Raw genomic sequence first — 26,120 nt, forward strand, 5'->3', positions numbered from 1 at the left:
CAATTTGAGGCGATTTGACTCGTGTCGGCGCTCTTCACTTTCTTCGTAAAGCTGTTCCTCGCCCGCCTGGACGGGGCGTACTGTCTCCGTCACACACACCGTTGCGGAAGTTACTTCGTACATGACTGAAATAAGTGCACGGGACAAGACCGTCAAGGGCGTGTCCCAGAGGGGCACGACCACCCTCGCCATGCGGGTCCTCGAACTCGTCGCCTCGGGCCAGGCATCGTCCCGCGCCGAACTCGCGGAACTCCTCGGCACGGCCGCCTCCACCATCTCCCTCACCGTGGCTCAGTTGGTCGAGCGCGGGCTCATCGCCGAGGAGGGCACCCAGTCCTCCACCGGCGGCCGCCCCCGCAGGGTCCTCAGGGCGGGCAGCAGCGACGAGTACGCCGTCGCCGCCGATGTCGGCGGCCGCCATGCCCGGATCGGTGTGGTGCTCCCGGGCGGCGGTGTCCGTGACGTCGCCAACGTCCCGTTCGAGGTCGCCGACGGTCCCGAGGCCGCCCTGCCGAGGCTCATCGAGCACCTGGAGTCCCTTGCCGAGGAGCGTGGACGCGACCGGCTCCGGGGCGTCGGGCTCTCCCTGCCCGGCCCGGTGGACGTCAACTCCGGCGCGGTCGTCATGCCGTCCCGGATGCTCGGCTGGAACCGCTTCCCGGTCGCCGCTTGGCTGGAGGAGCGCTTCGGGGTCCCGGTCGCCGTCGACAACGACGCCAACTGCATGGTGGTCGGCGAGCAGAGTGTCAGGCCCGCCGAGCACCGGCAGGCGATCATGGTGAAGATCGGCTCGGCAATCGGTGCCGGTGTCATAGCCGACGGTCGCCTCTACCGGGGCGCCACCGGAGCCGCCGGCGACATCACCCACATCCGCATCGACGGCGGCGCCGACATCCCCTGTTCCTGTGGCAACACCGGCTGCCTGGAGACGGTGGCGTCCGGCGCCGCGCTCGTCCGCATCCTGCGCGAACGCGGTCTCGACGTCGCCAGCCCCGAGGACGTGGTACGGCTCGCCACCGACGCCGACCCGGAAGCCACCCGCGCCGTCCGCAGGGCCGGCGACCACCTCGGCCAGGTGCTCGCCGCGAACGTCAACTTCTTCAACCCGGACGCCGTCTACCTCGGCGGCATCCTCTCCACCCTCGAACCGTTCGTCGCCGCGGTGCGCAGCAAGCTCTACGAAAGCTGCCACCCGCTGGTGACCGAACACCTCACCATCGAGCGGGCCAGTCTCGGCGCCGACGCCGGCCTGGTCGGCGCCGGACTCTTCGCCCTCCAGCGCGCCCTGACCCGCGCCCTCGGCGACATCGGCCGCGGCGCCCCCGGCGACGACCGGCAGCACACCGCCACGAGCCGCGGAAGGATCTGACGCCGCTGCAAAAAGCCTGACAGTCCCGGAAATTACTCCGTGCCCGCGGCGACGTACCCGCCCGGAAGCCGCGGTCCGTACGCCGGCTCCCGGACGATCCACCGGTTCCAGGCCCCCGAGCCCTGAGCCCAGGGGGCCTGGTCCAGGGGCCACTTCCGAAGTCCCCGCACCCGCCCGGTACCGAAGTCCGTGGCACGCCCCCGTGGCGGACCGCGGAACCCGCCTCACGCACCACACCCCGTCCGAGGAGCCATGTCGCACACCCGCACCCCCGCCGCCCGCCCGGTCATCGCCGTCGCCGGGCTCGGCATCGAGTCCTCCACCTTCTCCCCGGCCCGCACCGAAGCCCCCGCCTTCCACCCCTCGCGCGGCGCCGAGATCTTCGACCGGTACCCCTTCCTCGCCCCCGGAGAGGAACTGCGTGAGGCCGCCGAATGGCACGGCGCCCTGGTCGGCAAATCGCTGCCCGGCGGTACCGTGACCGCCGCCGCCTGGACCGGGCTCACCGACGAGCTCATCGAGCGCCTCGCCGCGCTGCCCCCGTTGGACGGCCTCTGGTACGACATCCACGGCGCCATGACCGTGGAGGGGATCGACGACGCCGAGGCCGTGCTGCTGGAGCGGATCCGCGCCACCGTCGGCTCCGACGTGATCGTCTCCACCTCGATGGACCTGCACGGCAACGTCTCCCGCGAACTCGCCCACCGCAGCGACCTGATCACCTGCTACCGGATGGCCCCGCACGAGGACCACATGGAGACCAAGGAGCGTGCCGTCCGTAACCTGGTCGGCCTGCTGGCGTCCGGCGGCCCCCGCCCGGTCAAGGCGTGGGTGCCGGTCCCGGTGCTGCTGGCCGGCGAGCAGACCTCCACCCGGATCGAACCCGCGAAGAGCGTGTATGCGGCGGTCGATGAGATCGAGGCCGCCGACGGCGTGACGGACGCCGCCATCTGGGTCGGCTACGCCTGGGCCGACGAACCCCGCAACCGCGCCGTCGTGGTCGTCACCGGCGACGACACGGCGGCGGTCTCGGCCGGGGCCGAACGACTCGCCCGGGGCTTCTGGAACGCCCGCCACGACTTCGACTTCGTCGCCCCGACCGGCACCTACGACGAACTCCTCGACGAGGCCCTCGCCTCCGACCAGCGGCCGTACTTCATCAGCGACACCGGCGACAACCCCACCGCGGGCGGCGCCGGTGACGTCACCTGGGGCCTGACCCGGCTGCTGGAGCGCCCTGAATTCCAGAAAGAGGACGGCCCGACGGTCATCTACGCCTCGGTACCCGGCCCCGCCGCGATCGAGACCGCCGTCGCCGCCGGGATCGGCGCCACCGTCACCGTCACCGCCGGCGCCGAGGTCGACGACCGGCACGCCGGCCCCGTCACCCTCACCGGCGTGGTCCACGCGATCCGGCACGGCGACCGGGACGCCGGGACCGAGGTCGTCATCCGGACCGGCAGCGTGTACGCGATCCTCACCGGGCTGCGCAAGCCGTACCACCACGAGCACGACTTCACCGACCTCGACCTCGACCCGCGCTCCGCCGGCATCGTGATCGTCAAGATCGGCTACCTGGAGCCCGAGCTGTTCGACATGTCGGTCGGCTGGAAGATGGCCCTCACTCCCGGCGGTGTCGACCAGGACCTGGTGCGCCTCGGCCACCGCCGCATCCGCCGCCCGATGTTCCCCTTCGACCGCGACATGGCCGACCCGGATCTGACAGCCCGTATCATCCCGGCCTCCAACCAGCCGCTCACCGGGGACGACGAATGACCGGCCACATCACCGGGCCGCTCGGCCTGCCCCGGGCCGGCGGTTCGGGCCACCCTCCGGCACCGGTGGCGGCCGAGGCTGCCGGACCCGGGCGGACCGGCCCGGCCGGACCGGTCCGCCGGCCCGCACTGGAGATCGCCGTCACCTCGCCGGCCGGTGCCCGAGTCGCCCTCGACCACGGAGCCGATCGCGTCGAACTCTGCACCGGCCTGGAACTGGGCGGTCTGACCCCGTCGGCCGCCCTCGTCGAGGCGGTCGCCGCCGTGGGCCTGCCGGTGCAGGTCCTGGTCCGCTGCCGACCGGGCGACTTCGTCCACGACGCCGAGGAGGTCGCCCTGATGACCGCCGAGGTGCGGTCCGTGATCGCCTCCGGTGCCTCAGGCGTGGTCGTCGGCGCGCTCACCGCCGACGGCGGCCTCGACACCGACGCCGTCACCCGCCTCGCCGCGGCGGCTCATGACGCGGGCCGCCCCGTCGAGGTGACCCTGCACCGCGCGATCGACCTGTCCATTGACCCGGTCGCCACCGCCGCGCTGTTGCCCGCCCTGGGGCTCACCCGGGTGCTGACCTCCGGCGGCGCTCCGGCCGCCGGAGAGGGACTCGCCGCGCTCGCCGCCATGGTCGACGCCGCGCCCGGAGTGCAGGTGATGGCGGGCGGCGGGGTGCGCCCCGCCGGCATCCCGGCCCTGACCGCCGCCGGTGTCGCCGCCGTTCACCTCTCCGCGAAGCGCCGCGCCGAACCCCGGCGCGGGGGTGCGTGGATCCCCCTCGGCGCCTCCAGCGGCTCCGCCGAGCAGGACACGCACTTCGTCACTGACCCGACGGTGGTCGCCGAGGCCAGGAGAATGCTGGAGTCGCGGGCAACCGGCTGACCGGCCGGCCGGCGCACCCGCCGACGCCACACCCGCGCCCTGCACGCAGCCGGGCGGCGCGCTCCGGCAGGGAGCGCACGGCCGGGGTCGGGCGGCCGGCCCGCGTGGTCGGTCTCATCAGGGTCGGCGGACGGCGTGCACGAGTCAGTGAGTGAGGCCGTCCAGGAGCAGGTCGACGAGCCTGCCGTTGAGGTGGTGACTGTTGGGCCGGCGGGTGAGCAGGGCCCGGAAGTGCAGCGGTGCGATGAGGATTTCGAGGATGAACGCCGGGTCGGTGCCCTCGGGGAGCTCTCCGCGGGTGACGGCTCGGTCGATCATGATCCTGGCCAGGTCGGACCGCGACTTCCAGAACTCCTCGCGGCTTTCGGCCAGGGCCTGGCCGTCCGCCGCGGCCGACATGGAACGGGCGACGTCCATGTCCCGCAGGAGTACACCCTGGTATTCGAAGGGCGCCGCGATACCGAGGTCCACCTGCTGCCCGACACCGGGCACTGCGCGGTCACCTAACTCCCCGAAGTCCTGGAGATCATCTCCGAGTGGCTTCCGCGCACCCTGTCTGCCCTCCTGGCGGGCCCCGGCGCCGTAGAGCCGGCGAAGTGAGCGGCACCGGGCCCCCGACGACTTCGTCGCCAAGTACCCACGGCGCGTGGGGCGATACGGATGGCACGGTGTGCACCAGCTGCCGACGGCCGGGGGCATGTCTGTTTTCAGGACGCCGCCCGGCCCGGCGGTCGGTGGGCGTTATGCCTGATAGGCCGCGGAGATCTGGCCGACCAGAACGGCGAACGGCATGTCGAGGGCGGTGTAGAGGGCACCGGATTCGGGGGCGGCGTTGTCCGCCAGCGCCTCGACCATGAGGGTGGCGTAGTCGGAGACGATGACATCCGCCTGCTGCATACGGAGCAGTCCGGCCTCCCGCTTGGCCTGGCTGAAGGTGCCGGAGGCGTCCAGGGTGACGTAGGCGTCGTACCCGGCGCCTGTGGCGGAGATCGCGGGCAGGGCCGCGCAGACCTCGAGCGACACCCCGGCGAAGATCAGTTTCTGTCGGCCGGTGGCCTCGATGGCTTCACGGACCCGGTCGTCGTGCCAGGCGTTGACGCTGTTGCGGTCGATGATCTTCTGTCCGGCCGGCAGTGCCTGGACCAGTTCGGGAGTGGTCGGCCCCCACATGCTGTCGGCCGCGGTGGTGGTGACGACCAGTGGGATGCCCAACACGGTCGCCGCTCGGGCCAGCGCCACCACGTTGTGCTTCAGCTCGCCTACCGGGATGTCCCGGACGCCGGAGAGGAGGCCCACCTGATGGTCGACCAGCACCACGACGGCGTTCTCCCGGGTAATCGACTCCTGGAACTTGCTGCGCTCACTCATCTTTCGCTCCTTCGAGGGCGGGGCCTTGGGTGTCACGGATCAATTGGTCACTAATCTTGATAGTCAATATTGGTGACTAATTTGAGGCTACGCCCCTGCCATCCGGAGCGCAAGCACCGGCCTGGAGGAGGCATCGCGCATCAGGGCGACGCCCGGCCCCTCGGGCGGGCTAAAATCGCAGGCCAGGGCGGAGCGGCAGGCATGCGCAGAGAGCAGAGACTGGAGGGGCGTTGACCGGAGGCCAGGCCAAGGAACCGGACCTCGGCGTACTCGCCGCCCGGGTCCTCTTCTCCGTGCAGCGTGAGCTGTTCACCCTGCTCGCCGAGCAGGGCTTCGACGACATCCAGCCCCGCGCCGGCGCCGTCCTCGCCCAGCTGCGATCCGACGGCATCCGTGCGAGCGAACTCGCCCGCACCTCGGGACAGCACAAGCAGGTCATCGGCACCCTCATCGACGACCTCGAACGTCTGGGCTACGTCGAACGCAAACCCGACCCCGCGGACCGCCGGGCCAAACTCATCCACCCCACCGAACGCGGCCTGCTCCAGATGGAGGCCGCCACCTCCATCATGCGAACGATCGAGGAGCGCCACGCGACGGCGCTGGGCAGGCAGGAGTACAGCGCCTTCAAGGCCACTCTCCGTCGCGTGGCCGCACTCCAGCCCGAGACCGAGCACGGCAGCCAAGGCGCCGGGACATAGTCAGGCCGGACCGACCGGTGAGGCCGGCTGAGCCAGAGTGGCGTACGCGGGTGTCGGTCCGGAGATGAGACGGACGGAGTGGGCAGGGGAACCCCCGGAATGCCGCTGGGCTCGGCGTGGGTACCGCGGGGAACCGGCACCGGGCGCCCGGCGGCCTGAGGCGAGTGGGTCGACAGGCACCACAACCCCATAGGGCGCGCGGCCCGCCGACGCCGCCACGTCGGCCAGTCGGACGGCCGGCTAGTCGGACGGGCTTCCCTGGTTGTCCGTGCCGCGGCGCCGCGCTGTGAGTTCTTCCTCGATGCGCCGGAGAGTGGCGTTGACGGCGTCGATTGTGGCGGGGTCGTCGACGATGCCCTGGAGGGTCCTGTCCCAGTGGTCGCGTAGATACTGCAGATTCTGGCGGGCTTTCTCGGTGGGATACAGGCATACGCTCCGGGCGCTGCGGTCGTCCACGACGCGGTCCACGAGGCCCCTTTTCTCCAGTCCGCGCAGAACGCGGCTGAAGTTGCTCGTGGGCAGAAAAGTCGCCTCCGACGCGGCTCGCGCGGAGGTTCCGGGGTTGTGGTTGATGAACCGCATGACGCTGATCTCGATCGGCGTGCACGGCTCGAACGAGGGGTCGCTCGGGGGCCGTAGATGTCGCCCCACGGCGACGATCAGGTCGGCCAACTCGTGGAGGCTGGAGGCTTTGACATCGCTCATACCGCGAGAATACATTCCTGTCACACGATAGCTATCGTTTGATAGCATTAGCTGGCGCGTGGGCGGTCGGCGCGGCCACTCGGGCCGTGCCGCTGCCGGTGCGAAGCCAACCCTGATTCGAAGCCAACTCTGATTCACAGATGAGGAAACCTGCTATGGACATCGACGGAGCCACAGTGCTCGTGACCGGAGCGTCGTCGGGCATCGGAGCGGCCACTGCGCGAGCCGCCTCCCGAGCCGGCGCGCGAGTGGTGCTCCTCGCTCGCCGCGAGGAACGCATCCGGCGGCTCGCCGAGGAGCTCGGGGAGGGGGCCCTGGCCGTGCCCTGCGACGTGACGGACCGGACTCAGGTCGAGAAGGCCGTACGGGACGCGGTCGAGAAGTTCGGACGGATCGACGTCCTGGTGAACAACGCGGGCCAGGGACTGCAGGCCACTGTCGACGCCATCGACCCTGACGACTTCCGGGCCCTTCTGGAGCTCAACCTCGTCGCGCCTCTGGTCGCGATGCAGACGGTCCTCCCGGTGATGCGTCAGCAGGGGGCCGGAGCCATCATCAATGTGAGCTCCGGTATCACCTGGTCGACGCTGCCCGGGTCCGGCGCGTATGCCGCCTCCAAGGCAGCTCTTCAGAAACTCTCGGCCATCGCCCGCGCCGAGGTCGCCGACGCCGGCATCGTCGTGTCGTTGATGTACCCGTCGATCACCGAGACCGAGTTCGTCGGGACGCTCCGCGGCAGCGTCGAGGACGCGCGGAAGATGGAGGCCGCCAGCGGGCTGCGGCCTCAGCCGCCCGAGGACGTCGCCGATGCGATCCTCGGCCTGATCAGGAGCGGCGCGGAGCAGGCCGACCTGGTCCCGGAAGAGTTCGGCGGCACGGTCAAGAGCTGACGCACCGGGAGCCGAACGTGCCCCCGGCACACGCTGCACGGCCCACGGACATCCCCTGGCCACGGCCGGGATACAGAAGGAGCCGAGATGGCGAACGAGTTGAACCACATCATCGTCCATTGCCGCGACCGGCGAGAGTCCGCCGCGTTTCTGGCCGACCTGATGGCGGCCCCCACCCCACTCGACTGGGGCCGATTCACCCAAGTGACCACATCGAACAACGTCGGCATCGACTTCGCCGACGACCTGGTCCCTCATGACCGCATCAACGAAAGCCATGTCGCCTTCCTCGTGACCGACGAGGAGTTCGACGCGATCCTGGCGCGCCTGAAGAAGGACTCCGTCCCCTTCTGGCCGAACCCGGGCAAGTCCTTGGAAGGCGAGATCAACCGCGGCTACGGCGGTCGCGGACTCTACACACTCGACCCCGGCGGCACGGTCCTGGCCGAGTTCATCACCACGCCCTACGACCAGAGCTGATGTGTGAGGTGGCTTGATCGTTTCACGGCTGTTGATCCCGGGCCGCTCGGCCGCCGAGGGGCCGCGCCGCTGACCGTGGGCGGTGGATGTGCCCCGGACCGACGGCTCAGCGGAAGGCGGCGACGTTCTCCGAGGCCCACTGCCGGAACGTCCTGCCCGGGGCGCCGGTGATCCGGGAAACGGTGTCGCGCACCATGATCAGTTCGTCGTTGACATCGCCGCCCGTCAGGTCGAGCACCGCGTCAGCGGCTTCGTCGCCGAGGAAGCCGGCCATCTGGCCGTGGGCCTCCTGCCGGCTGATCTCGGCGAACGGCACCTCCCGCCCCAGTGCTGCCGAGATGGTCCCGACCTGCTGCCGGGCCGTGACCGTCTCCGGGCCGGTCAGCGCATACGTACGCGCTCGGTGGCCGGGCTCGGTCAGCGCAGCCCGGGCCACCGACGCGATGTCCGCAGGATGGATCGTGGGGAGGCCGACGTCCGCATACGGCACGCGGACCGCTTCGTGCCGGCGGATCGCTCCCGCCCACCACAACGCGTTCGACGCGAACTGCGTCGGTCGCAGGATCGTCCACGCCATGCCGCTGTCCATGAGCAGTCGCTCGACGGCCAGGTTCTCGCCCGCGGGACCCAGGTGCGGATGGGTCTGGACGGTAATGGATGACACCAACACCACATGTTCCACACCCGCCCGCCCGGCGGCATCGATGATGTCGGCGTCCGAGCCCATACGGGACACAAGGAACAGCGAACGCACCCCATCCAGTGCGGGCTTCAGCGAGGCCGTCTGAGTGAGGTCGCCCTCAAGGGCTTCGACGCCCTCCGGAAACTCGGCCCGCGCGGTGTCACGCGTGAGTGCCCTCAACGGTCCGACGTCGAACGTCCGGAGCTCCTTCACGAGGGCGCTTCCTATATTTCCGGTGGCCCCTGTCACGAGGATCATGAGGTCCTCTCCTGCCATCCCGCAGCGGTCAACATGATCCGACGCTAAGACCTCAACTCAACTTGAGGTCAAGAGGCTCGACAGGTGCCATGAGCTGGGCGTCGCAGGCGCGTACGAGGTGGACTGGGGGAGGGGCGGCGGATATCCGCGGATCAGCGGCACGAGCACCGATAGGCCGCGGAGGTCAGCTCTCACCGCCCTGACCGGCGCTGCCGATCGGACCGACCTTCACCGGGGAGCCCGACCCGTCGGAGACGGGCAGCGTCGCGGAGCCCGGCCACTCGAGTGAGAACGACTTCGTCTCGTCCGGCGGGGTCACCACAAGAGCCGTGACGCGGACACCGGAGCCGCCCGATTCGTTGATCGGGTAGGTGACGCCGAAGAACGTCGACTCCCCGTCCTTGAGGACGGATGTGTCCGCCTGCTGACCAGTGCGCTCCGCGGACAGCGTCCCCGAACTGGTCTCCAGGTCGACGCCCGCGTACGCGGACAGCACGCAGTCCCGGCCGCCACCGTTCTTCAGCTCCACCGCGACGGTGCCCTCGGTGTCGCCGCCGATGGTGCCGTCCGCAGCCGTGATGTCCAGATCGTCGGTGCGGCACTTGCCGATCTCGCCGTTCCCGTCGGAGCCGTTCCCGGCGACCGGGCCCTGCCCGCCGGAGCTCTTCCCGGCGGAGTCCTGCTCACCGCCCTGATCCGAACCGCCGGCCGAGGGAGACACGGTGGACCCGGCCGACGGGCTGCCCTGTCCCGTGAGGTCCTCCTCGTTGCAGGCCGTGAGCGAGAGACTCGCGACAACGGCCAGGGCGGCGAAGGTCAGCTTGTGAACGCGCATCGATTCTTCCTCAGTATCGGTCGGGGTCTGCCGACTGCTCGGCTACGAGCCGGCGTTTCTGATCACCAGGACCCGTCCGGCCCGGCAGGCCGTTGCACCCAACCGCCCCCTAATACATTGCTGTTACACGCACAGCCAGGCACAACGCGCGACCGCCACCGGGCACACTCCGCCCGCACCCGCCTCTCCCGCTCCCCGGCGGTCACCTTCCCCTGCCCACCGTCCGGCCCGGGAAATGGGGCCCGCACACGGGTGCGCCGTACCGCTCCGGGGCGTGGCGCCGATGGGCCCGGACGGCGGTTCCGGCCGCAGCCGCGCACCTTTTCGCGGCCGACGCCCGCTGGGACAGACTCGTAACCCGGCGGATCTTGACCCCAACCGGTGGCATGGCCTCCGCCAGGGTCTCTGCCCGCCGGGTTGTACAGGTCCCGTAGACACGTGGGGGAGCCGCCCGGTTCTCGTCGATCATCCGGGAGAGCTCCGGGCCGACTAGGGTCTTTCGTTTGGATCAGGCCGGATCAGGGGGTCTGGTGGAGGGGGTCCCTCCCGTGCCGTTCAGGCTACGGGGGAGGATCGCAAGGCGGAGGAGGGAGCCATGGCGGAGCCCTGGTGACCGGCGACAACGCGGCGAGGCGCGGCCCGCCGCGGCAGCGGCTGATGTCACCGCGGGCACGCGAGCCCGGCATGATCCAAACGAAAGACCCTAGCTAGGTCCTGTCCGGTCGGTCTTCGTGGGTACGGGCGACGGCGCGTCCGGTGAGGTCCCTGGCCCTGCGTACCGTCGCCGCGTCGACCATCGCGCCCCGCCCGTCGCGGAACGCGCCGCTGCCGTCGCGCTCGTGCCGCTCGAAGAGATCGAGCAGCGCGTGCGCGTCGGCCAGCTCGGTGGGGTCGGTGCCGAACACCTCGTTGGCGACCGTGACCTGGTGGGGGTGGATACAGGCACGCCCCCGGAACCCGAGAGCGCGCAGTCGCAGGCTGGAAGCGCGGAACGCCGCGCTGTCGGACGTATGGACGGAGACGGGCGCGACGGCGCACTCCAGCCCGTGCGCGACGGCGTGCGCGACCACCGGTCCACGGGCCCAGTCGAGCAGATCGTCACCGCGGGCGGAGTCGGGCTCCATCCGCAGATCCGCGCGCAGATCCACCTCGCCGAGCTGGATCCGGCGCACGGCGGGGTGCCGGGCGGCCGTACCGAGACTCAGCACCCCCGCCGCGCTCTCGACAAGGAGCCCCAGGGCGACGGACCCGCCGGTCGAGGTGACGGCCGCGCCCACGGCGGCGGCCAGGGTGTCCAGTTCGGCCCCGGCGCTCGCCTTGGGCATCCAGAGTCCGTCGACCCGGCCCGTGGCGAGCAGCGCGCGGGCGTCGTCGAGACCACGGGCGCCCCCGTTGACCCGTACCCACAGCTCCGGTCCGCGCTCCGGTCCGCCGTCCTGGCGGCCGAGAGCGAACCCGACGGCGGCGGCGCGTGCCGCGTCCTTGTGCAGGGGCGCGACGGCGTCCTCCAGATCGAGGATGACCGCGTCCGCCTCCGTACGAGCGGCGCTGCGCAGAAAACGTGGCTGGTCAGCGGGCACATAGAGATGGGAACGGGGGTGGGGATGAGATGGACGCGGGGGCACCGGGCTACTCCTCACACACAAAGAACAGGATGATGCATTTTCTTAAGTGGTGATGTAGCTTACCAGTCACAATACTTCGGGTCGGCTCGTGCGGTGAGACCGTGTGGGCGGTCCGGATCCGTGACGAGGGGCGGGGCCGTGTCCCGCCGACGAGGAGGGGATCGCGGCGTGTTCCAAGCCGACAGCGTCACGATTACCGTGCTGGTCGAGAACCAGGTGGACATGCTGCTGCCCGACCAGGCCAGCCCCACCGGCGGTGACGGCCTCAGTGGCGGGCACGACGGACACGACGGGCACGGTGACGACCACTGCGTCACCCGGTACGGGCTCATCGAGCACTTCGACCCCAAGCGTGTCCCGCCCCAGGCGGAGAACGGCATCAGCTTCCTGATCGAGGCGGTCCGCGGCCGGCACACCCTCCGGGTGCTGTTCGACGCCGGTCTGACCGGCACGGTCCTCGAACACAACATGCGGGTGCTCGGCGTGGACCCCGCCGCCATCGACCATGTGGTGATCAGTCACGGCCACCCGGACCACTTCGGCGGTATCCACCGCTTCCTCGGTCTGGCGGGACGCCGTGTCCCGGTCGCCACACACGCCGACGCGGAACTGCCCCGGTACGCGGTGATGGGCGACGGCCGGACCTCGCCGGTCTACAACGCGGCCTTCGGCTTCGGCGAGGTCGAGAAGTCCGGCGGTATCCCCGTACTGACCAGGGACTCGCTCGACCTCGGCTGGGGCGTGCACACCACCGGGGAGATCCCGCGAGAGGTCGACTTCGAGGCCGGTGCCGCTCCGGCGTTCAGCCCCGGCGATCCCGGTCTCTACCAGGTCTCGGCGGAGGGCAGGCTGCGCCGGGACGAGGTGACGGACGAGATGGGACTCGTGGTGGATGTGAAGGACGTGGGTCTGGTCGTACTGACCGGCTGCGCGCACGCGGGTGTCATCAATACGATCGCCCAGGCCCGCGCGGTCTGCGGACCCAAACCGATCCGCGCGGTGATGGGCGGCTTCCATCTCGGCTTCCCCACCACCCCGGCGGAGAATGTCGGGCTCACCACGAACGCGCTCGCCGAGCTGGAGGTCGCCACCGTCATGCCGATGCACTGCAGCGGGCTGCACACGCACGCGCGGCTGGCCCGTGATCTCCCCTCCCACTATGTACAGCCCGCCGTCGGCACCGTGCTGCACTTCGGCCGCTCATGACGACGGACATGAACGAGGACATGAGCGGCGGCGGGGTCGCGGGCGCGGACACGAGCGGGCGTACGGGCAGGGGCGGGGACATGGCCGCGGATCTCCGGGGCGTCCGGGTCATCGCGGTCGAGCAGGCCGTCGCCGCCCCCCTCTGCACCCGGCATCTCGCCGATCTGGGCGCCGAGGTGATCAAGATCGAGCGACCGGGCGGCGGGGACTTCGCCCGTGGCTACGACGAGGCCGTGCATGGCCTGGCCAGCCACTTCGTCTGGCTCAACCGGGGCAAGCGCAGCGTCGTCCTGGATCTGAAGGCCGAGCCGGGGCGGAAGGTGCTCCGTCGGCTGCTGCGCGACGCCGACGTCCTCGTCTCCAATCTCGCGCCGGGCGCCCTGGAGCGGATCGTCCCCGACGAGGAACTGGCCCGGCTGAACCCGCGTCTGGTGCGCTGTTACCTCTCCGGGTACGGGGCGACGGGACCGTACGCCACCCGCAAGGCCTACGACGCGCTGGTGCAGGGCGAGGCAGGAACGATCACGGCCACCGGCACACCGGAGACGCCCGCCAAGCCCGGGGTGTCCCTGGCCGATCTGGCCGGGGGGACGTACGCGCTCACCGCCGTCACCGCCGCCCTGTACGCACGCGAGCGCACCGGTCTGGGCAAACGGATCGACGTGGCGCTGTTCGACGTACTGCTGGAGTGGATGAGCCCGCTCCTGCTCGCCGAGCTGCACGCGGGTTCCGCGCCCCCGCCGGCCGGGCTGCGGCACGCGAGCATCGCGCCGTACGGGCCGTACACGACGGCCGAGGGCCAGGACGTACTGATCGCGGTGCAGAACGAGGGCCAGTGGCGGCGGCTGTGCCGGACGGTGCTGGACGAGCCGGGGCTGCTGGACGATCCCGCTTTCGCGTCGAACACCTCCCGGGTACGGCACCGCGAGCGCACCGAACGCGCGGTGCAGGCACGGCTGAGCGGGCTCTCCACTGCCGAGGTCACCGAGCGGCTGGAGCGGGCCGATGTGCCCTACGCGCGGCTCAACCAGATCGGCGAGGTCCTGGACCATCCGCAGGCGGCGGCGACCGGGCGCTGGTCGGAGGCGACGCTGCCGGACGGGCGGGCGGTCCGGGTGGTCACCTCGCCACTGCACCGCGAACCGGAGGCGCCGGGAGGGCGCCGGGTGCCGGCCCTGGGCGAACACACCGCGGACGTGCTGCGTGAACTGGGCCTGTCCCAGGCGGAGATGGACGCACCGCTGACGCCGCCCGCGTCCGCACCGCTGTCCGGTACCTCGCCATCGGATGCATCGCCATCGGGTACACCGGCTTCGGGTACACCGGCTTCGGGTACAGCGACCTCGGGTACTGCGACCTCGGGTACGCCGACGTCAGGGACGTCCGCGCCGGGAACGTCCGCACCTGCGGCGCCCGCCCTGTAGCCGTCCCGACAGCCGGACCGGCCGCGGCCCCTTGGGGCGGCGGCCGGCTCGGTGACGGGCGCGACGGAGGACTCCGCGGTGAAGGACTCGGTGACAGGCGTGGGCGAAAGGCCCGGTCAGTCGTTGTCGACGTCGAACGGGTCGACGACCTGCTGCCCCGTCAGATGCCGTGCCAGCGCCAGGAAGCTGCGGGCCAGATGCCATTCCGTCGCCCTGGCCAGCGCGTCGCCGTCGCCGAGCCGGGCCGCGGCCAGCATCGCCCGGTGCTCGTTGGAGGTCTCCTCGGCCCGGTCGTGCAGGACCTGGAGCACATCCCACGGGAACTTCTGCCAGAGCTGGTCGATCTCGTCGGTGAGCCCCTCGTTGCCGCAGTTCGCGTAGAAGAGGAAGTGGAACTCACGGTTCGTCGCGTTCAGCCGCGCCCGGTCCCCCTCGGCGGCGGCCTCCTCCATCTCCGTCACCAGCCGCTCCGCGAGGTCGATGTCGCGCGGGGAGAGCCGCCGGGCGGCCCGCTGCATGGCGTACGGCTCCACCAGGCGGCGCAGCAGATAGACGGTCTTGACCTGCTCGTAGTCGGCGTCGGCGACCCGGACCCCCTTGTGCGGCTCACCGACCAGTACGCCCTCGGCCTCCAGCAGCCGCAGCGCCTCGCGGACCGGGGTGATGCTGGTGTCGAACATCGCGGCGAGCACGTCCTGCTGGATACGGCTGCCCCGGGGCAGTTCGCCCTCGCTGATCATCCGCCGCAGCTCGGTGGCGATACGGTCGCGCTTCGTCAGCGGTTTCGCCCCCTTCGGCGCGACACGGTCGGTCGCTGTGGAGGGACGTCGGCGGGCCGGCGGCAGCATGGGTGTGTCCTTCATGGCTCAGCGCTCGGGGAGCGTCGGGGTCGGCGGGCCTGATGAGTGTCGCATCGGCGGAACGTGTTCCGTGCCGTATCGACCGGCCGGACCGCCCGCAGCGCGGTCCAGGCCGTGGTGGAAGTCCCTGAGGACCTCGGCGAAGGCCTCCGGCTCGTCCAGGTACGCGACGTGGCCCGCGCCGGGTACGACGGCGTAGGTGCCGCCGAGTTGCCCGGCCAGGGTCTGCGCCGCCTCGGCGCCGACGCGTTCGTCGTGGGCGCCGCGCAGCACCAGACAGGGCGGGCCGGGCGGCCGGGGCGGTTCGTCGTCGGCCCAACCGAGCGTGGCGCGCAGGGAGTCGAGCAGCGTCCGCGGGCGGGTGGCCGCCATCGCCCGGCGCAGCAGTTCATGCCGGGCGGGATCGGGGCCGCGCAGGGTGCCGTCCACATAGCCCCGGGCGAACGCGGCGGTCCCGGCGCGGCGCAGCCGTTCCTCGGTCTCCGCCAGCCGTGCCGCCGCAGCGGGCCCCCCGGCCGGGGGAAACCCGACGAGGGTCAGCGACCGTACGGCGCCGGGCCGTTGGCGGGCGAGGGCGAGCGCGACAAGGGCCCCGAGACCGGAGCCGACGACATCCACGGGACGGTCCACAGGGTGGTTCACGGGCTGGTCAACTGAGCGGTTCACGGGGCGGTCCGCAGGGTGGTTCACGGGGCGGTCCTCAAGAACGTCCGCGAGGCGGTCCGCAGGGCTGTCCGCCGGACCGTCCCGGACCGCTTCGGCGGCGCGCGCCGCGGCCGTCTCCACCGCTCCGGCCAGGGAGAACGGTTCGGCGGCCCGCTCGCCGTGCCCCGGCAGATCGGGCGCATCGGCGGCCCGCCCCCCGGCGCGCAGAAAGCGGAGCGCGGGTGCCCAGGTGCGCGCGTCCCCGCCCCACGTGTGCAGCAGAAGCAGAGACGTGGCCGACGTGGCCGGGGACATCGCCGTCGCAGTCATAGGCACCTCACGTCAGGATCATGCATTCTTCGGTTTCTTGAGTATAGCTATTGCATGTCAGGCATCCTAGTGCTCAGAATCCCCGGTATGACCACGACCCACTCCGTGCACCACAGCGAGGGCGACGCACACCGCGACCCCCGAACCGGCGCGCCAGGGCCAGCAGGGACGGCCGCACCGGCCGGCGCGCACGGTGGCGCCACGGTGGCGATCGACGGGCTGACCATGCGCTTCGGCGAACGCACCGTGTCCCAGGACATCGATCTGACCATCGGCGCCGGGGAGGTGCTCTCGATCGTCGGACCCTCCGGCTGCGGCAAGACCACCCTGCTGCGGGCGGTGGCCGGACTGATCCCGCCCGCCGAGGGCGAGGTCCGTATCGACGGACAGACCACGGCCGGCACCCCGGACGGGGTGGCGATGGTCTTCCAGCACTTCGGCCTCTTCCCGTGGAAGACCGTCGAGGCGAATGTCGCCTACGCCCTGCGCGTGCGTGGCGTCGCCAAGAAGGAGGCGCAGGAACGGGCCCGGGAGCTGATCACCCTCGTCGGCCTGTCCGGCTTCGAGAAGTCGTATCCGCACCAGCTCTCCGGCGGTATGCAGCAGCGCACCGGGCTCGCCCGCGCGCTGGCCGTACGCCCCCGGCTGCTGCTCATGGACGAACCCTTCGGCGCGTTGGACGCCCAGACCCGCGAAGTGCTCCAGTTCGAGCTGCTGCGCATCTGGCAGGACCATCCCGTGACGATGCTGTTCGTCACCCACTCGATAGACGAGGCCGTTCTGTTCGGTGACCGGATCGCCGTGCTCAACGGGCGGCCAAGTGGCGTCGCCGAGCTGATCGACGTGACGCTCCCGCACCCCCGCGACCGGTCCGTACTGGCCGCCCCGGAGTTTCTCGCCATCCGCGAGCGGGTCTGGTCACTGATCATGAACGCCGACGCGCGGCCCTGACCGCCCGGCCGTGCCCGGCAGGGACCGAGCCTGATTCCCCCTTGCCCGCCGCCTCTTACCCACCGCTCTTCGCTCACCGCCCCTCACCCACCGCTCTTCGCCCACCTGTCACCACCACCCGCACCGCCTCCCCGTCGCGCACCCTCACTCGCACTCGGCACGGCGGCAGAAGGAGCAGTTCGCATGAGAATCTCCCGGCGCAGACGCGCACTGGCCGCACTGGCCGCACTCGTCTCTCTCGGTGCAGCCGCTGCCGGCTGCGGCTCGAACGACTCGTCCTCCGACTCCGCGGGCGGCGCCGCGGCCGAGGGGAAGACGAAGATCACCATCGGGGTGCCCGGTATCCCGCCGATCTATCTGAACACCGTTCTGTACGTGGGGGAGAAGCAGGGCTTCTTCTCCGCACGCGGCGTGGACGTCACCCTCCGCCCGCTGACCACCGGAGCCGATGTCGGTCGCGCGGTGCAGAGCGGCGAGATCCAGGGCGGCATCATAGGCACCCCGGGCGCGGTCGCCCTCGGCGCGAGCGGCGGCTCGATCGTCTCGGTGATGGGCTTCCCCAAGCCGACCTATCTGCTGGCCAGTACCGACGGAAGCGTCACCGACTGCTCCTCGGTCAAGGGCAAGACCGTCGCGGTCGACGCGGTGGGCGCGCCCAAGGCCCTGGGACTGGGCGCCATGCTCGCGAGCTGCGGCCTCGGCGCGAAAGACGTCAGCACCATCAACGTGGGCGGCCCGCCCACCGTCGACGCGCTGGTGGCCGGTCAGGTCGAACTCGCCGTCCTGCACCCAGACGAACTGGCCACCGTACGGGAGAAGATCGACCCCGGCACCAAGGTCAACGAGGTCATGACGCTCGCCGATGTCGACCCGCTCCAGCACTACACCGTGCTCGTCGCCCGCAAGGACCAGCTCAGCGGCGCCGCCCGGGACACCTGGGTCAAGGTCGTCGCGGCACTCCGCGAGACGGTCGCCTTCATGTACGAGCCGGCCAACGCCAAGCAGGTCGCGGCCGAGGCGGCAGCCGTCACCAAGGAACCGGAGACCGTGACCGAGGCTGCGCTGCCGCAGTTCCTCGCGCTCGGCGTCTGGCCCAAGGACGGCGACGGCCTCGACAAGGCCGCCGTCCAGCACACCATCGACGAGGCGGTCAAGGCGGGCAACGTGCCCAAGGCCAAGGCTCCCGCGTACGAGTCGCTGGTGGACCCGTCGGTCTTCGCCGACGCGACGGGCAAGTGATGCGGGCCCCAGAGCAGCGGACCACCCCGGGCGCCGACTCCCGGCCGCCTGCCGCCGGTCCGCCACCGCCTGCCGCCGCCCGCACTCGGCGTACCGGACCGCGCGCGGTACGTAGGACATCGCCGCGTGCGACATCCTCGCGTACGACATCTCCGCGTACGGCATCCCTGGTTCCCCTGGCGGTGCGTCTGCGACCGCTCGCCATCTCGGCGGCGGGGCTGCTGGCCGGGCTCGGCCTGTGGCAGCTCGCCGGGCAGCGGGACCCCGTCCTCTTCGCCACACCCGGCCGCTCGGCCTCGGCGCTGCTCGACATGGTCCAGGACGGCTCACTGCCGAGCGCGCTGCTCTCCTCGGGAAAGCTGCTGGTGATCGGGCTCGCCCTGGCGATCGTCGTCGGTGTCGGGTTCGGCCTGCTGCTCTCCCGGGCCCGGCTGCTGCGGGCGAGCACGGACTGGCTGCTCTTCGCGCTCCAGTCGGTCCCGATCGTGGCGCTCGCCCCGCTGATCCTGTCGGCGTTCGGCTTCGGTCTGTCCGCCAAGACGCTGGTGGTCTTTCTGACCGCGGTGTTCCCCGTCGTCGTGAACACGGCGGAGGGGGCACACCGGGTGCCGACGACCCTGCTGGAGGTCGCCCGTACCTTCCGCAGCAGTGAGTGGCGCATCTGGAAGGACGTACTGCTGCCGCACACCGTGCCGTACGCCATGACCGGGGTACGGCAGGGGATCGCGATGGCGTTCGTGGGGACCCTGGCAGCGGAGTTCTTCCTCAACGCCAGCGGAGTCGGCGGACTGCTGCTCGCCGCCGGCACCCGGTTCGACACGGCCACGGTGCTCGGTCTGACCGTGCTGGTGTCGGTGCTGGCCGTCGCCCTGATGGGCCTCGGCCGGGCGGTCGAGCGGCACTTCGCACGGTGGCGGACGGTGAAGGCATGACGACACATCAGGACACCTCGGCATCAGCCCATACGCAGGGGTCCCGTACCCCGGACGGACGGGAGGGACGCCCGGCCGGCCGGCCGAAGGGACGCCCGGGCCCCCGTGGCTCCGCGCTGAGCCCCCGTACGGCCGGCCTGCTCGGCAAACTGACCGTGGCCCTTGTGGTCGTCGTGGTCTGGGAGGCCTCGGTACGGCTGTGGCTGCCCGCCTATCTGCCCACGCCGTCCGGTGTGGCCGGGGCGCTCTGGCCGACGCTGACCTCCGAGTCGTTCGGCACCGCGCTCGGCGAGACGCTCGGCGGGGTGGCGCTCGGTCTGCTCCTCGGCTGCGCCGCCGGTACGGCGCTCGGTCTGGGCCTGGGCAGGGTGCCGTGGCTGCGGCATCTGTCGTCCCCGTACATCAGCGGTCTGTACGCGATGCCGATGCTGGCCATCGTGCCGATGGCGACGATCTGGCTCGGCTACTCCGGACAGACCCGGCTGGCCGTGATCGCCCTGTCGGCCTTCCTGCCCTGCGCGGTGAGCACCGGCGACGGTGCCCGCGAGATACCCGCCCAACTGGGGGAACTCTCCCAGGTGCTGCGGCTGTCGCGGCTGCGGGTGGTCCTCGACGTCCTGCTGCCCTCAACACTGCCGTTCATCATCGCCGGAGTCCAGGTGGCGGTGGGCCGGGCCCTGGTCGGCGCGGTGGCGGTGGAGTTCCTCGCGAGCCTGCCGGGACTGGGCACCTACATCCTCAGCAACGCGCACTCGTTCGAACAGGATGCCGCGTTCGTCGCGGTCCTCGTCCTGGCCACGCTCGGCATCGTCGCGCGGGCGGGTACGGAGACGGCGCTGCGCCGACTGGCCCCCTGGCATCTGCACGTCAACCGCTGACGTACCGACACTCAATAACTATCGACCACTCAGTACCGATCACTGAGGCAAGGAGCGAGGAAATGCCCGACGACGGCGGCCCGGAGCCGTTCCGTACGCAGCTCATCGACGGAATGCGCGTCGAGTGGGACGTACCGATCGAGATGGACGACGGGATCGTGCTGCGCGCGGACGTGTTCCGGCCGGTGACCGGCGAGCCGGTGCCGGTGATCATGACCTACGGTCCGTACGCCAAGGGGCTGCCCTTCCAGCGCGGGTATCCCAGCGCGTGGGAGGCGATGTCCCGGGACCACCCCGACGCGGTGGCGGGCACCTCGAACAAGTACCAGAACTGGGAGGTCGTGGACCCCGAGAAGTGGGTGCCGCACGGATACGCCTGTGTACGGGTCGACTCACGCGGCACCGGCCGCTCGCCCGGCCGGGTGGATCCCTTCTCACCGCGTGAGACCCGCGACTTCCACGACTGTGTCGAGTGGGCGGGCACCCGGGAGTGGAGCAATGGCCGGGTGGGCCTCAACGGCATCTCGTACTACGCGATGAACCAGTGGCACGTCGCCTCCCTGCGCCCGCCGCACCTGGCCGCGATCTGCCCCTGGGAGGGCGCCGCGGACTTCTACCGGGATGGTGCGTACCAGGGTGGTATCCGCTCCACATTCTGGGACAACTGGTACGACATGCAGGTCAAGACGGTCCAGTACGGGGTCGGTGAGGTGGGCGGCCTCGATCCGAACACCGGTCAGCGGATCTGCGGTGACGATGTCCTCCAGCCGGCGGAGCTGGCCGCGAACCGTACCGACCTCGGCGCGGACATCAGGGCGCACGCCTTCGACGACGCGTACCACCGGGACCGCTCGGCGCACTGGGACGCGATCGACGTCCCCGTACTGAGCTGCGGCAACTGGGGCGGCCAGGGGCTCCATCTGCGCGGCAATGTGGAGGGGTTCGTACGGGCGGCGTCCACCCGCAAGTGGCTGGAGATGCACGGTCACGCGCACTGGCCGCTCTTCTACACCGACTACGGCGTCGACCTTCAGACGCGCTTCTTCGACCGGTATCTGAAGGACGAGCGGAACGGCTGGGAGGACCGGCCCGCGGTGCAGCTGCAGATCCGTCAGGTCGACGGGACCTTCACCGAACGCGGCGAGGACGCCTGGCCGCTGCCGTCGACGCGATGGACCCGGCTGTATCCGACCGTGGACGGCTCGCTCGCGGAGGAGGCACCGGCGGCCGGAGGGACGGCCCGCTTCGTGGCGTCCGGCGACGGAGTGGAGTTCAGCACCCCGCCGCTGCCGGAGCGCACCGAGATCACCGGCCCGCTGGCGGCGAAGCTGTTCGTCTCCTCCTCCACCACCGACGCCGATCTGTTCCTGGTCGTACGGGTCTACTCGCCGAGTGGCGAGGAGGTCGTCTTCCAGGGCGCGCTGGATCCGCACACCCCCGTCGGCCAGGGCTGGCTGCGCGCCTCCCACCGCCGCCTCGACCCCGAGCTGACGACCCCGTACCGCCCCTTCCACCCGCACGACCGCACCGAGCCGCTGGAGCCGGGAGCCGTCTACGAACTGGACATCGAGATCCTCCCGACGTCCCTGGTCATCCCCGCGGGCTACCGTCTCGGCCTCCAGGTGCGCGGCCGGGACTATGTCTACCCGGGTCCCAGCGCCCGTCTCTCCAACCTCAAGAACGACCTCACGGGCTGCGGTCCCTTCCTGCACAACGACCCCGCCGACCGTCCGCCCCGGGCATACACCGCCGAAACCACTCTCCATCTGGGCGGTTCCCAGGCGTCGTATCTCCTGCTCCCGGTGATCCCAACGGCCTAGAGGCCGGTTCGCCGGTTCGCCGGGCGGCCCCTGGCCGACCGTAACCCGCTTCGCCGCGGCCCACGGAGTCAGGGGCCGTCCTGCGGGTGAAAAAATACGACACAAGGTGTCGGGTTTCGGGTCGAGCATGGTGTCACCGGTCTGCGTCGATGACGGACGTGGACCAGGCCGTGCGAAGAGACAAGGAACCCCATGCCATTCATGCCCGACACATCGGCACCGGACCTCCACGGAAAGATCGCGCTGGTCGCGGGGGCCACACGGGGGGCCGGGCGCGGCATCGCCGTCCAGCTCGGCGCGGCGGGTGCGACGGTCTACGTCACCGGCCGCACGACCCGGGAACGGCGCTCGGAGTACGACCGGTCCGAGACGATCGAGGAGACCGCGGAGCTTGTCACCGCGGCGGGCGGGACCGGCATCGCGGTGCCGACCGACCACCTGGTGCCCGAGCAGGTCCGTGCGCTGGCCGAGCGCATCGACGCCGATCAGGGGCGGCTCGATGTGCTGGTCAACGATGTCTGGGGCGGAGAGCGGCTGTTCGCGTTCGACAAGCCGGTGTGGGAACACGACCTCGACGACGGACTGCGGCTGCTCCGGCTGGGCGTGGAGACCCACGCGATCACCAGCCACTTCGTGTTGCCGCTGCTGGTGGGCCGACCGGGCGGGCTCGTGGTCGAGATGACCGACGGGACGTCCGCGTACAACGGAACGCACTACCGCAACTCGTACTTCTACGACCTGGTGAAGAACAGCGTGCTGCGCATGGCGTTCGTACTCGCACACGAGCTGAAGTCACATGGCGGGACGGCGGTGGCGCTCACTCCGGGCTGGATGCGTTCGGAGATGATGCTCGACGCGTTCGGCGTCACCGAGGACAACTGGCGCGACGCGCTGCCCACGGTGCCGCATTTCTGCATTTCGGAGAGTCCGTCATACGTCGGACGCGCGGTCGCGGCGTTGGCCGGCGACACCGACGTCGCACGCTGGACCGGTCAGTCGCTGTCCAGCGGGCAACTCGCCCAGGAATACGGCTTCACCGACCTCGACGGCTCGCGCCCCGACTGCTGGCGTTACCTGGTCGAAGTCGACAGTGCCGATAAAACGGCGGACGCGACCGGGTATCGGTGACGGGCACCGCTCACGGGCCGGGGTACTGACAGCGGTGGCAATCCAACGCCCCGGCCCGTGAGCGGGACATCGGTCGGCCGGGGCGCTGGACGCGGTATCGAGGTCCGAGTACACCACTTCCCTGATGATTGGATGTGTTCAAGGGGCGGAGGAGGCTTCAGTTGAGCGATTGGCGTTTGGCATGGGTGCCGGATCCAGGGCGGTGGGGAAACACTGCCGCCGACGGGTGTCCTGGGGGTACAGGACCTGCCGGATGCGGTGGCCCGTGATCCCGAGTCTGCCGCCGACGGCACCCCCGGACGGCACCTGATCCGCAGCCAGCATTTCAAGAACGTCACTGACGGCGACGGCAACCACGCCTCTGCGGGCGAAGAACGCCCGGTCCCCTGGACTGCTATCGCTCCGGTCGTCCACTCCATCTGCGTGCTGGAGCGCATGGTCCCCATCGGCGAGCTTCTCCTCAGCTCCGCTCACCACGACATCCCCTATCAACGCAACTACCACGGCGCCTTGAGCAGTGCGTTGAACCAGTCGATCGAAGCCTTCGTGGACTGGGTGAACCGGGAGGCGGGGTCCTCGGGGCTGCCCGATCAGGTGGTTGCCGAGGAACCACACGGCGGGATCGGCCATTTCCGTGACCACCGCCATGGACAGGTCGAGCCGGACCAGAAGATGTGGCGCGTCGACCGCACCACCGACTATGGCGCCCTCCAGGACGCGGCCCGTGGCCGGGTCGACCTCGCCCGGATCGAGCGGCAGTGGGAGGACATCCTGCGGATCATCGGCTCCATTCACACCGGTGCCGTCCGCGCGTACGACGTGACCGGCGCCCTGGGCCTGGTCCTCAACGCCGTCGTGCTCTTCAACACCCGGTACATGGACGCCACAGTGACACAGCTGCGGGCGGACGGCTTTGACATCCGTGACGAGGACATCGCCCGACTCTCGCCGTTCGTACGACACCACATCAACATTTAGCTGGACAACCTTGAGTTGTGGGGGGCCTTCGATCAGGTGTCACCCCTCTGAGGACGACGTCATCGGTTCCTTGCCGGGTGGTCCTCGGCGCCCTCGTGGGCGAAGACGCAGAGCTGGCTGATGGCCTCGCGATAGCTGTCCGGCGTGCTGTGGTGCTCCTTGCGGGGCGGTCCGTCGATCCACTGGTACCAGAGGCCGTCCGAGGTCAGGAACCGGGCTGCTTGATCGGCACGGAGCTCGGCGTCGAGGTGGAGGAGCGCGCCCATGGCGGCCGGCTGGTCGTAGTAGAGGTCGGGGCGCCGCAGGTAGCGATCGAGGTAGGCAGCCAGCAGATCCGCGTCGGCGGGAGTCGCGAACGTGGCGAAGGTGACGCAGTAGGCCGAGCCTGCGAAGCAGACCTCGCTGGCGAGCAGCATTTCGCCGAGGCGTGCGCGGAACTCAGTTCTGCGGGCGACGGCGATGAGCCAGGCTGCGGTTTTGCGTTCACGCCACGTGCCGTCGAGCAGGATGGTCAGCTCGCGGGGCGTGATATCGCCGGCGGCCTCGCCGAGCTCCCCTATGAACTTGGTGCGTTCAGGCTCGGTCATGCGCGTGAGAGGGCCACCGAGTTTGAGGTAGCGCCGGTCCGGCGTGACGTAGCGGTGGATAAGAGCGAGCAGCTCGGGGTCCTCGTCGGGGTAACGCATAGCCGCATCCTGTCCTGGGCGAAGCCGTTCGACCAGTGTTTTTCTCGGTGGCACTGGTCAGTCGGCCGGCTCGTCGTGTGGTTCGCCGACGCCGTTGAGGATGGCCGGCTCTTCGCAGATCACCCGGAGCGGATGGGCGAAGAGGTGGTCGGGACCTGCGTTCACGCCGTTGCGCGGGAAGTGGCAGCGCGTCGGGCGTCCGAGATCGAGGTCGTGGATACCGCGGTCGGATTGATCTTGTCTCAGTGCGGCGAGAGTACGGATGGCCTCGGCGGCTTCGTTACCGCGCCGGAAGACCTCGACGATCCCCCCGGTCGACCTGGATGTACACACGCTCGTGCTGGAAGACCTCCGGCACCACCGGATCCATGTCAGACCACCCTCCGGTCGGCGAGCGCGGCCACCTCGGTGAAGTACGCGCGGAACAACGGCTCGTCACCGGGCGGCACCTGGAACGCGGGCGAGGTGCTGTACCAGAAGGCGGCCTGGTCGGTGCCGTAGAGCGGGGCGTTCGGATCGCGTACGGTGCCGATAGCCCGGCTCCCGTGTCACAGCGCGACCACCCCCACCACGGCCGCCGCTGCCACGACCAGAACACCCACCACGTTGACGGCCATGTCCCGCTTCCAGGACCGGCGTTCGGCCTCGACGTCCAAGGTGAAGACGGCCGGGTCGTCGGGGGCGTAGTGGATCGTGACGTCCAGGCCCTGCGATCCGGCGGGGTCCGGCAGTCCTGACTCGCAGTAGGCCGTGACGGCCCTGCCGTCGAGGGTGGTGAAGGTGACGACCGGTACCAGGCGGGTGGAGGTGTGGCCGTCGTCGTCGGTGCTGACGCTCTTGAGCACGGCGACGACACGGCCGGGTACGGCGGCCATGGCGGCGAGCTCGTCGAGACGGCGGCGCCTGTCGCGTATGTTCCCAGGCAGGTGGTACACCCCGGAGAGGGCCCACGGCCCGCAGAAGCCGAGCAGAGCCCACGGCCAGCCCCAGTCGATCGCGGCGGCGACGACCAGACCGGTGTGGACGAGGAACAGCGAGAAGGTCGGCCAGCCGAGTCCGCGCCCGCCTTCGGAGAGGTCGTTGGTGAACCGGAAGGCGTGGGGCCGGCCGGGCGGGTAGTGGACGCCGATCTCCCGGCCCGTCCAAGCCGCGCTGATCCTCTCGCCTCGCTCACCGTCGTTGGTGACAGTGAACTCCTGCCCGGTGGAGGGGTCTTGGAAGGAGACGACCACGGCTATCCCGTCGTTCGGGGAGCTTCCGTGCCGAGGCTGCCCCACCCGCTCGATCCGCCCGGTCGCCCGGACCGCCCGCTGGGCCCGGGTCACCCCGGCCAGTGACCTCCCGTAGCCGACCAGCGCGACCGTGCCGAACACGCCACACCACAGCACCACATATCCGTGCCAGCCCATCCGTGTCTCCTCCTGCCACTTCGGGGACGGCCACCGAGCACACACCCTTGCCGTCCGGAACAGTGTGATCCCA

Annotated in this window: 25 protein-coding genes and 1 pseudogene; 15 read left to right on the forward strand and 11 right to left on the reverse strand. The window is 70.5% G+C overall.

Translation table 11 applies throughout. The features are described 5' to 3' along the window. Window positions 1–121: 121 nt before the first annotated feature. From CU044_RS19745 to CU044_RS19755, 3 genes are all read left to right on the forward strand, one after another. On the forward strand, window positions 122–1,369 hold the full coding sequence (locus CU044_RS19745) for an ROK family protein (RefSeq protein ID WP_193564009.1): 1,248 nt from the start codon (window positions 122–124) through the stop codon (window positions 1,367–1,369). A 252-nt stretch (window positions 1,370–1,621) separates the two neighbouring features. Beyond that, on the forward strand, window positions 1,622–3,145 hold the full coding sequence (locus tag CU044_RS19750; RefSeq protein WP_129770044.1) for a M81 family metallopeptidase: 1,524 nt from the start codon (window positions 1,622–1,624) through the stop codon (window positions 3,143–3,145). After that, complete coding sequence (locus CU044_RS19755; RefSeq protein ID WP_129770045.1) at window positions 3,142–4,017, forward strand: copper homeostasis protein CutC; 876 nt, start codon at window positions 3,142–3,144, stop codon at window positions 4,015–4,017. The genes CU044_RS19750 and CU044_RS19755 overlap by 4 nt, the downstream gene beginning before the upstream one ends. A 144-nt stretch (window positions 4,018–4,161) precedes the next feature. Here CU044_RS19755 and CU044_RS19760 read toward each other — a convergent pair whose 3' ends face one another. After that, on the reverse strand, window positions 4,162–4,509 hold the full coding sequence (locus CU044_RS19760) for a TetR-like C-terminal domain-containing protein (protein WP_240045717.1): 348 nt from the start codon (window positions 4,507–4,509) through the stop codon (window positions 4,162–4,164). Window positions 4,510–4,758: 249 nt separating this feature from the next. Then, window positions 4,759–5,385 (reverse strand): isochorismatase family protein, encoded by a 627-nt coding sequence (locus tag CU044_RS19770; protein WP_129770046.1) that lies wholly within the window; start codon window positions 5,383–5,385, stop codon window positions 4,759–4,761. Window positions 5,386–5,615: 230 nt separating this feature from the next. On the opposite strand from CU044_RS19770, the gene CU044_RS19775 reads away from it, so the two are divergent. Next, window positions 5,616–6,086 (forward strand): MarR family transcriptional regulator, encoded by a 471-nt coding sequence (locus CU044_RS19775; protein ID WP_129770047.1) that lies wholly within the window; start codon window positions 5,616–5,618, stop codon window positions 6,084–6,086. A gap of 240 nt (window positions 6,087–6,326) precedes the next feature. On the opposite strand, the gene CU044_RS19780 is transcribed toward CU044_RS19775, so the two are convergent. Continuing rightward, window positions 6,327–6,791 carry a MarR family winged helix-turn-helix transcriptional regulator gene (locus tag CU044_RS19780; RefSeq protein ID WP_129770048.1) on the reverse strand — a complete coding sequence of 155 codons (465 nt, stop codon included), beginning with the start codon at window positions 6,789–6,791 and terminating at the stop codon, window positions 6,327–6,329. A gap of 155 nt (window positions 6,792–6,946) precedes the next feature. Between CU044_RS19780 and CU044_RS19785 the strand changes: the two genes are divergently transcribed. Next, window positions 6,947–7,681, forward strand: a complete 735-nt coding sequence (locus CU044_RS19785) for an SDR family oxidoreductase (RefSeq protein WP_129770049.1) — start codon at window positions 6,947–6,949, stop codon at window positions 7,679–7,681. A gap of 87 nt (window positions 7,682–7,768) precedes the next feature. Continuing rightward, entirely contained in the window at window positions 7,769–8,161 is a 393-nt protein-coding gene (locus CU044_RS19790) for a VOC family protein (RefSeq protein ID WP_129770050.1), read from the forward strand. A 106-nt stretch (window positions 8,162–8,267) separates the two neighbouring features. Here the strand turns inward: CU044_RS19790 and CU044_RS19795 are convergent, their stop codons facing one another. The 3 genes from CU044_RS19795 to CU044_RS19805 all read right to left on the reverse strand — a co-directional run bounded on the left by CU044_RS19795 (window position 8,268) and on the right by CU044_RS19805 (window position 11,576). Then, window positions 8,268–9,101 (reverse strand): NAD(P)H-binding protein, encoded by an 834-nt coding sequence (locus tag CU044_RS19795; protein ID WP_129770051.1) that lies wholly within the window; start codon window positions 9,099–9,101, stop codon window positions 8,268–8,270. A gap of 184 nt (window positions 9,102–9,285) precedes the next feature. Beyond that, window positions 9,286–9,936 (reverse strand): DUF4232 domain-containing protein, encoded by a 651-nt coding sequence (locus tag CU044_RS19800; RefSeq protein WP_129770052.1) that lies wholly within the window; start codon window positions 9,934–9,936, stop codon window positions 9,286–9,288. 707 nt (window positions 9,937–10,643) lie between these two features. Next, window positions 10,644–11,576: an aldolase/citrate lyase family protein gene (locus CU044_RS19805; RefSeq protein WP_345790141.1), complete on the reverse strand. Its 933-nt coding sequence runs from the start codon at window positions 11,574–11,576 to the stop codon at window positions 10,644–10,646. Window positions 11,577–11,729: 153 nt separating this feature from the next. Here CU044_RS19805 and CU044_RS19810 point away from each other — a divergent pair, with 153 nt between their 5' ends. Together CU044_RS19810 and CU044_RS19815 are read left to right on the forward strand one after the other, a co-directional pair. After that, entirely contained in the window at window positions 11,730–12,767 is a 1,038-nt protein-coding gene (locus tag CU044_RS19810) for an MBL fold metallo-hydrolase (protein WP_205124091.1), read from the forward strand. Window positions 12,768–12,775: 8 nt separating this feature from the next. Continuing rightward, the gene (locus CU044_RS19815; RefSeq protein ID WP_240045719.1) at window positions 12,776–14,191 is read left to right on the forward strand and encodes a CaiB/BaiF CoA-transferase family protein; all 1,416 of its coding nucleotides are present in this window, start codon (window positions 12,776–12,778) and stop codon (window positions 14,189–14,191) included. A 116-nt stretch (window positions 14,192–14,307) separates the two neighbouring features. Here the strand turns inward: CU044_RS19815 and CU044_RS19820 are convergent, their stop codons facing one another. Continuing rightward, entirely contained in the window at window positions 14,308–15,054 is a 747-nt protein-coding gene (locus CU044_RS19820) for a GntR family transcriptional regulator (protein ID WP_129770054.1), read from the reverse strand. Window positions 15,055–15,057: 3 nt separating this feature from the next. Further along, window positions 15,058–16,026, reverse strand: coding sequence for an alpha/beta hydrolase (locus CU044_RS19825; RefSeq protein WP_129770055.1), 969 nt, complete (start codon window positions 16,024–16,026; stop codon window positions 15,058–15,060). Window positions 16,027–16,113: 87 nt separating this feature from the next. Here CU044_RS19825 and CU044_RS19830 point away from each other — a divergent pair, with 87 nt between their 5' ends. From CU044_RS19830 to CU044_RS40205, 7 genes and pseudogenes are all read left to right on the forward strand, one after another. Then, on the forward strand, window positions 16,114–16,977 hold the full coding sequence (locus CU044_RS19830) for an ABC transporter ATP-binding protein (protein ID WP_205124092.1): 864 nt from the start codon (window positions 16,114–16,116) through the stop codon (window positions 16,975–16,977). A gap of 183 nt (window positions 16,978–17,160) precedes the next feature. Further along, the gene (locus CU044_RS19835) at window positions 17,161–18,216 is read left to right on the forward strand and encodes an ABC transporter substrate-binding protein (protein ID WP_129770056.1); all 1,056 of its coding nucleotides are present in this window, start codon (window positions 17,161–17,163) and stop codon (window positions 18,214–18,216) included. A 182-nt stretch (window positions 18,217–18,398) separates the two neighbouring features. Then, entirely contained in the window at window positions 18,399–19,148 is a 750-nt protein-coding gene (locus CU044_RS19840) for an ABC transporter permease (protein WP_165371942.1), read from the forward strand. After that, entirely contained in the window at window positions 19,145–20,026 is an 882-nt protein-coding gene (locus tag CU044_RS19845; protein ID WP_129770058.1) for an ABC transporter permease, read from the forward strand. Before CU044_RS19840 ends, CU044_RS19845 begins: the two co-directional genes overlap by 4 nt. 62 nt (window positions 20,027–20,088) lie before the next feature. Then, the gene (locus CU044_RS19850) at window positions 20,089–21,846 is read left to right on the forward strand and encodes a CocE/NonD family hydrolase (RefSeq protein WP_205124093.1); all 1,758 of its coding nucleotides are present in this window, start codon (window positions 20,089–20,091) and stop codon (window positions 21,844–21,846) included. Between the two features lie 192 nt (window positions 21,847–22,038). After that, on the forward strand, window positions 22,039–22,974 hold the full coding sequence (locus CU044_RS19855) for an SDR family oxidoreductase (protein ID WP_129770059.1): 936 nt from the start codon (window positions 22,039–22,041) through the stop codon (window positions 22,972–22,974). 660 nt (window positions 22,975–23,634) lie between these two features. Next, window positions 23,635–23,949: pseudogene (locus tag CU044_RS40205) on the forward strand (Tn3 family transposase); the annotation flags it as partial. Between the two features lie 62 nt (window positions 23,950–24,011). On the opposite strand, the gene CU044_RS19870 reads toward CU044_RS40205, so the two are convergent. The 3 genes from CU044_RS19870 to CU044_RS19880 form a co-directional block, all read right to left on the reverse strand. Then, window positions 24,012–24,638, reverse strand: coding sequence for a DUF6000 family protein (locus CU044_RS19870; RefSeq protein WP_129770060.1), 627 nt, complete (start codon window positions 24,636–24,638; stop codon window positions 24,012–24,014). A 57-nt stretch (window positions 24,639–24,695) separates the two neighbouring features. After that, window positions 24,696–24,971 carry a hypothetical protein gene (locus CU044_RS19875; protein WP_129770061.1) on the reverse strand — a complete coding sequence of 92 codons (276 nt, stop codon included), beginning with the start codon at window positions 24,969–24,971 and terminating at the stop codon, window positions 24,696–24,698. Between the two features lie 215 nt (window positions 24,972–25,186). Next, window positions 25,187–26,047 carry a DUF3592 domain-containing protein gene (locus CU044_RS19880; protein ID WP_129770062.1) on the reverse strand — a complete coding sequence of 287 codons (861 nt, stop codon included), beginning with the start codon at window positions 26,045–26,047 and terminating at the stop codon, window positions 25,187–25,189. Window positions 26,048–26,120: the final 73 nt, after the last annotated feature.

This window comes from Streptomyces sp. L-9-10 (assembly GCF_004151105.1).
GTDB lineage: Bacteria > Actinomycetota > Actinomycetes > Streptomycetales > Streptomycetaceae > Streptomyces.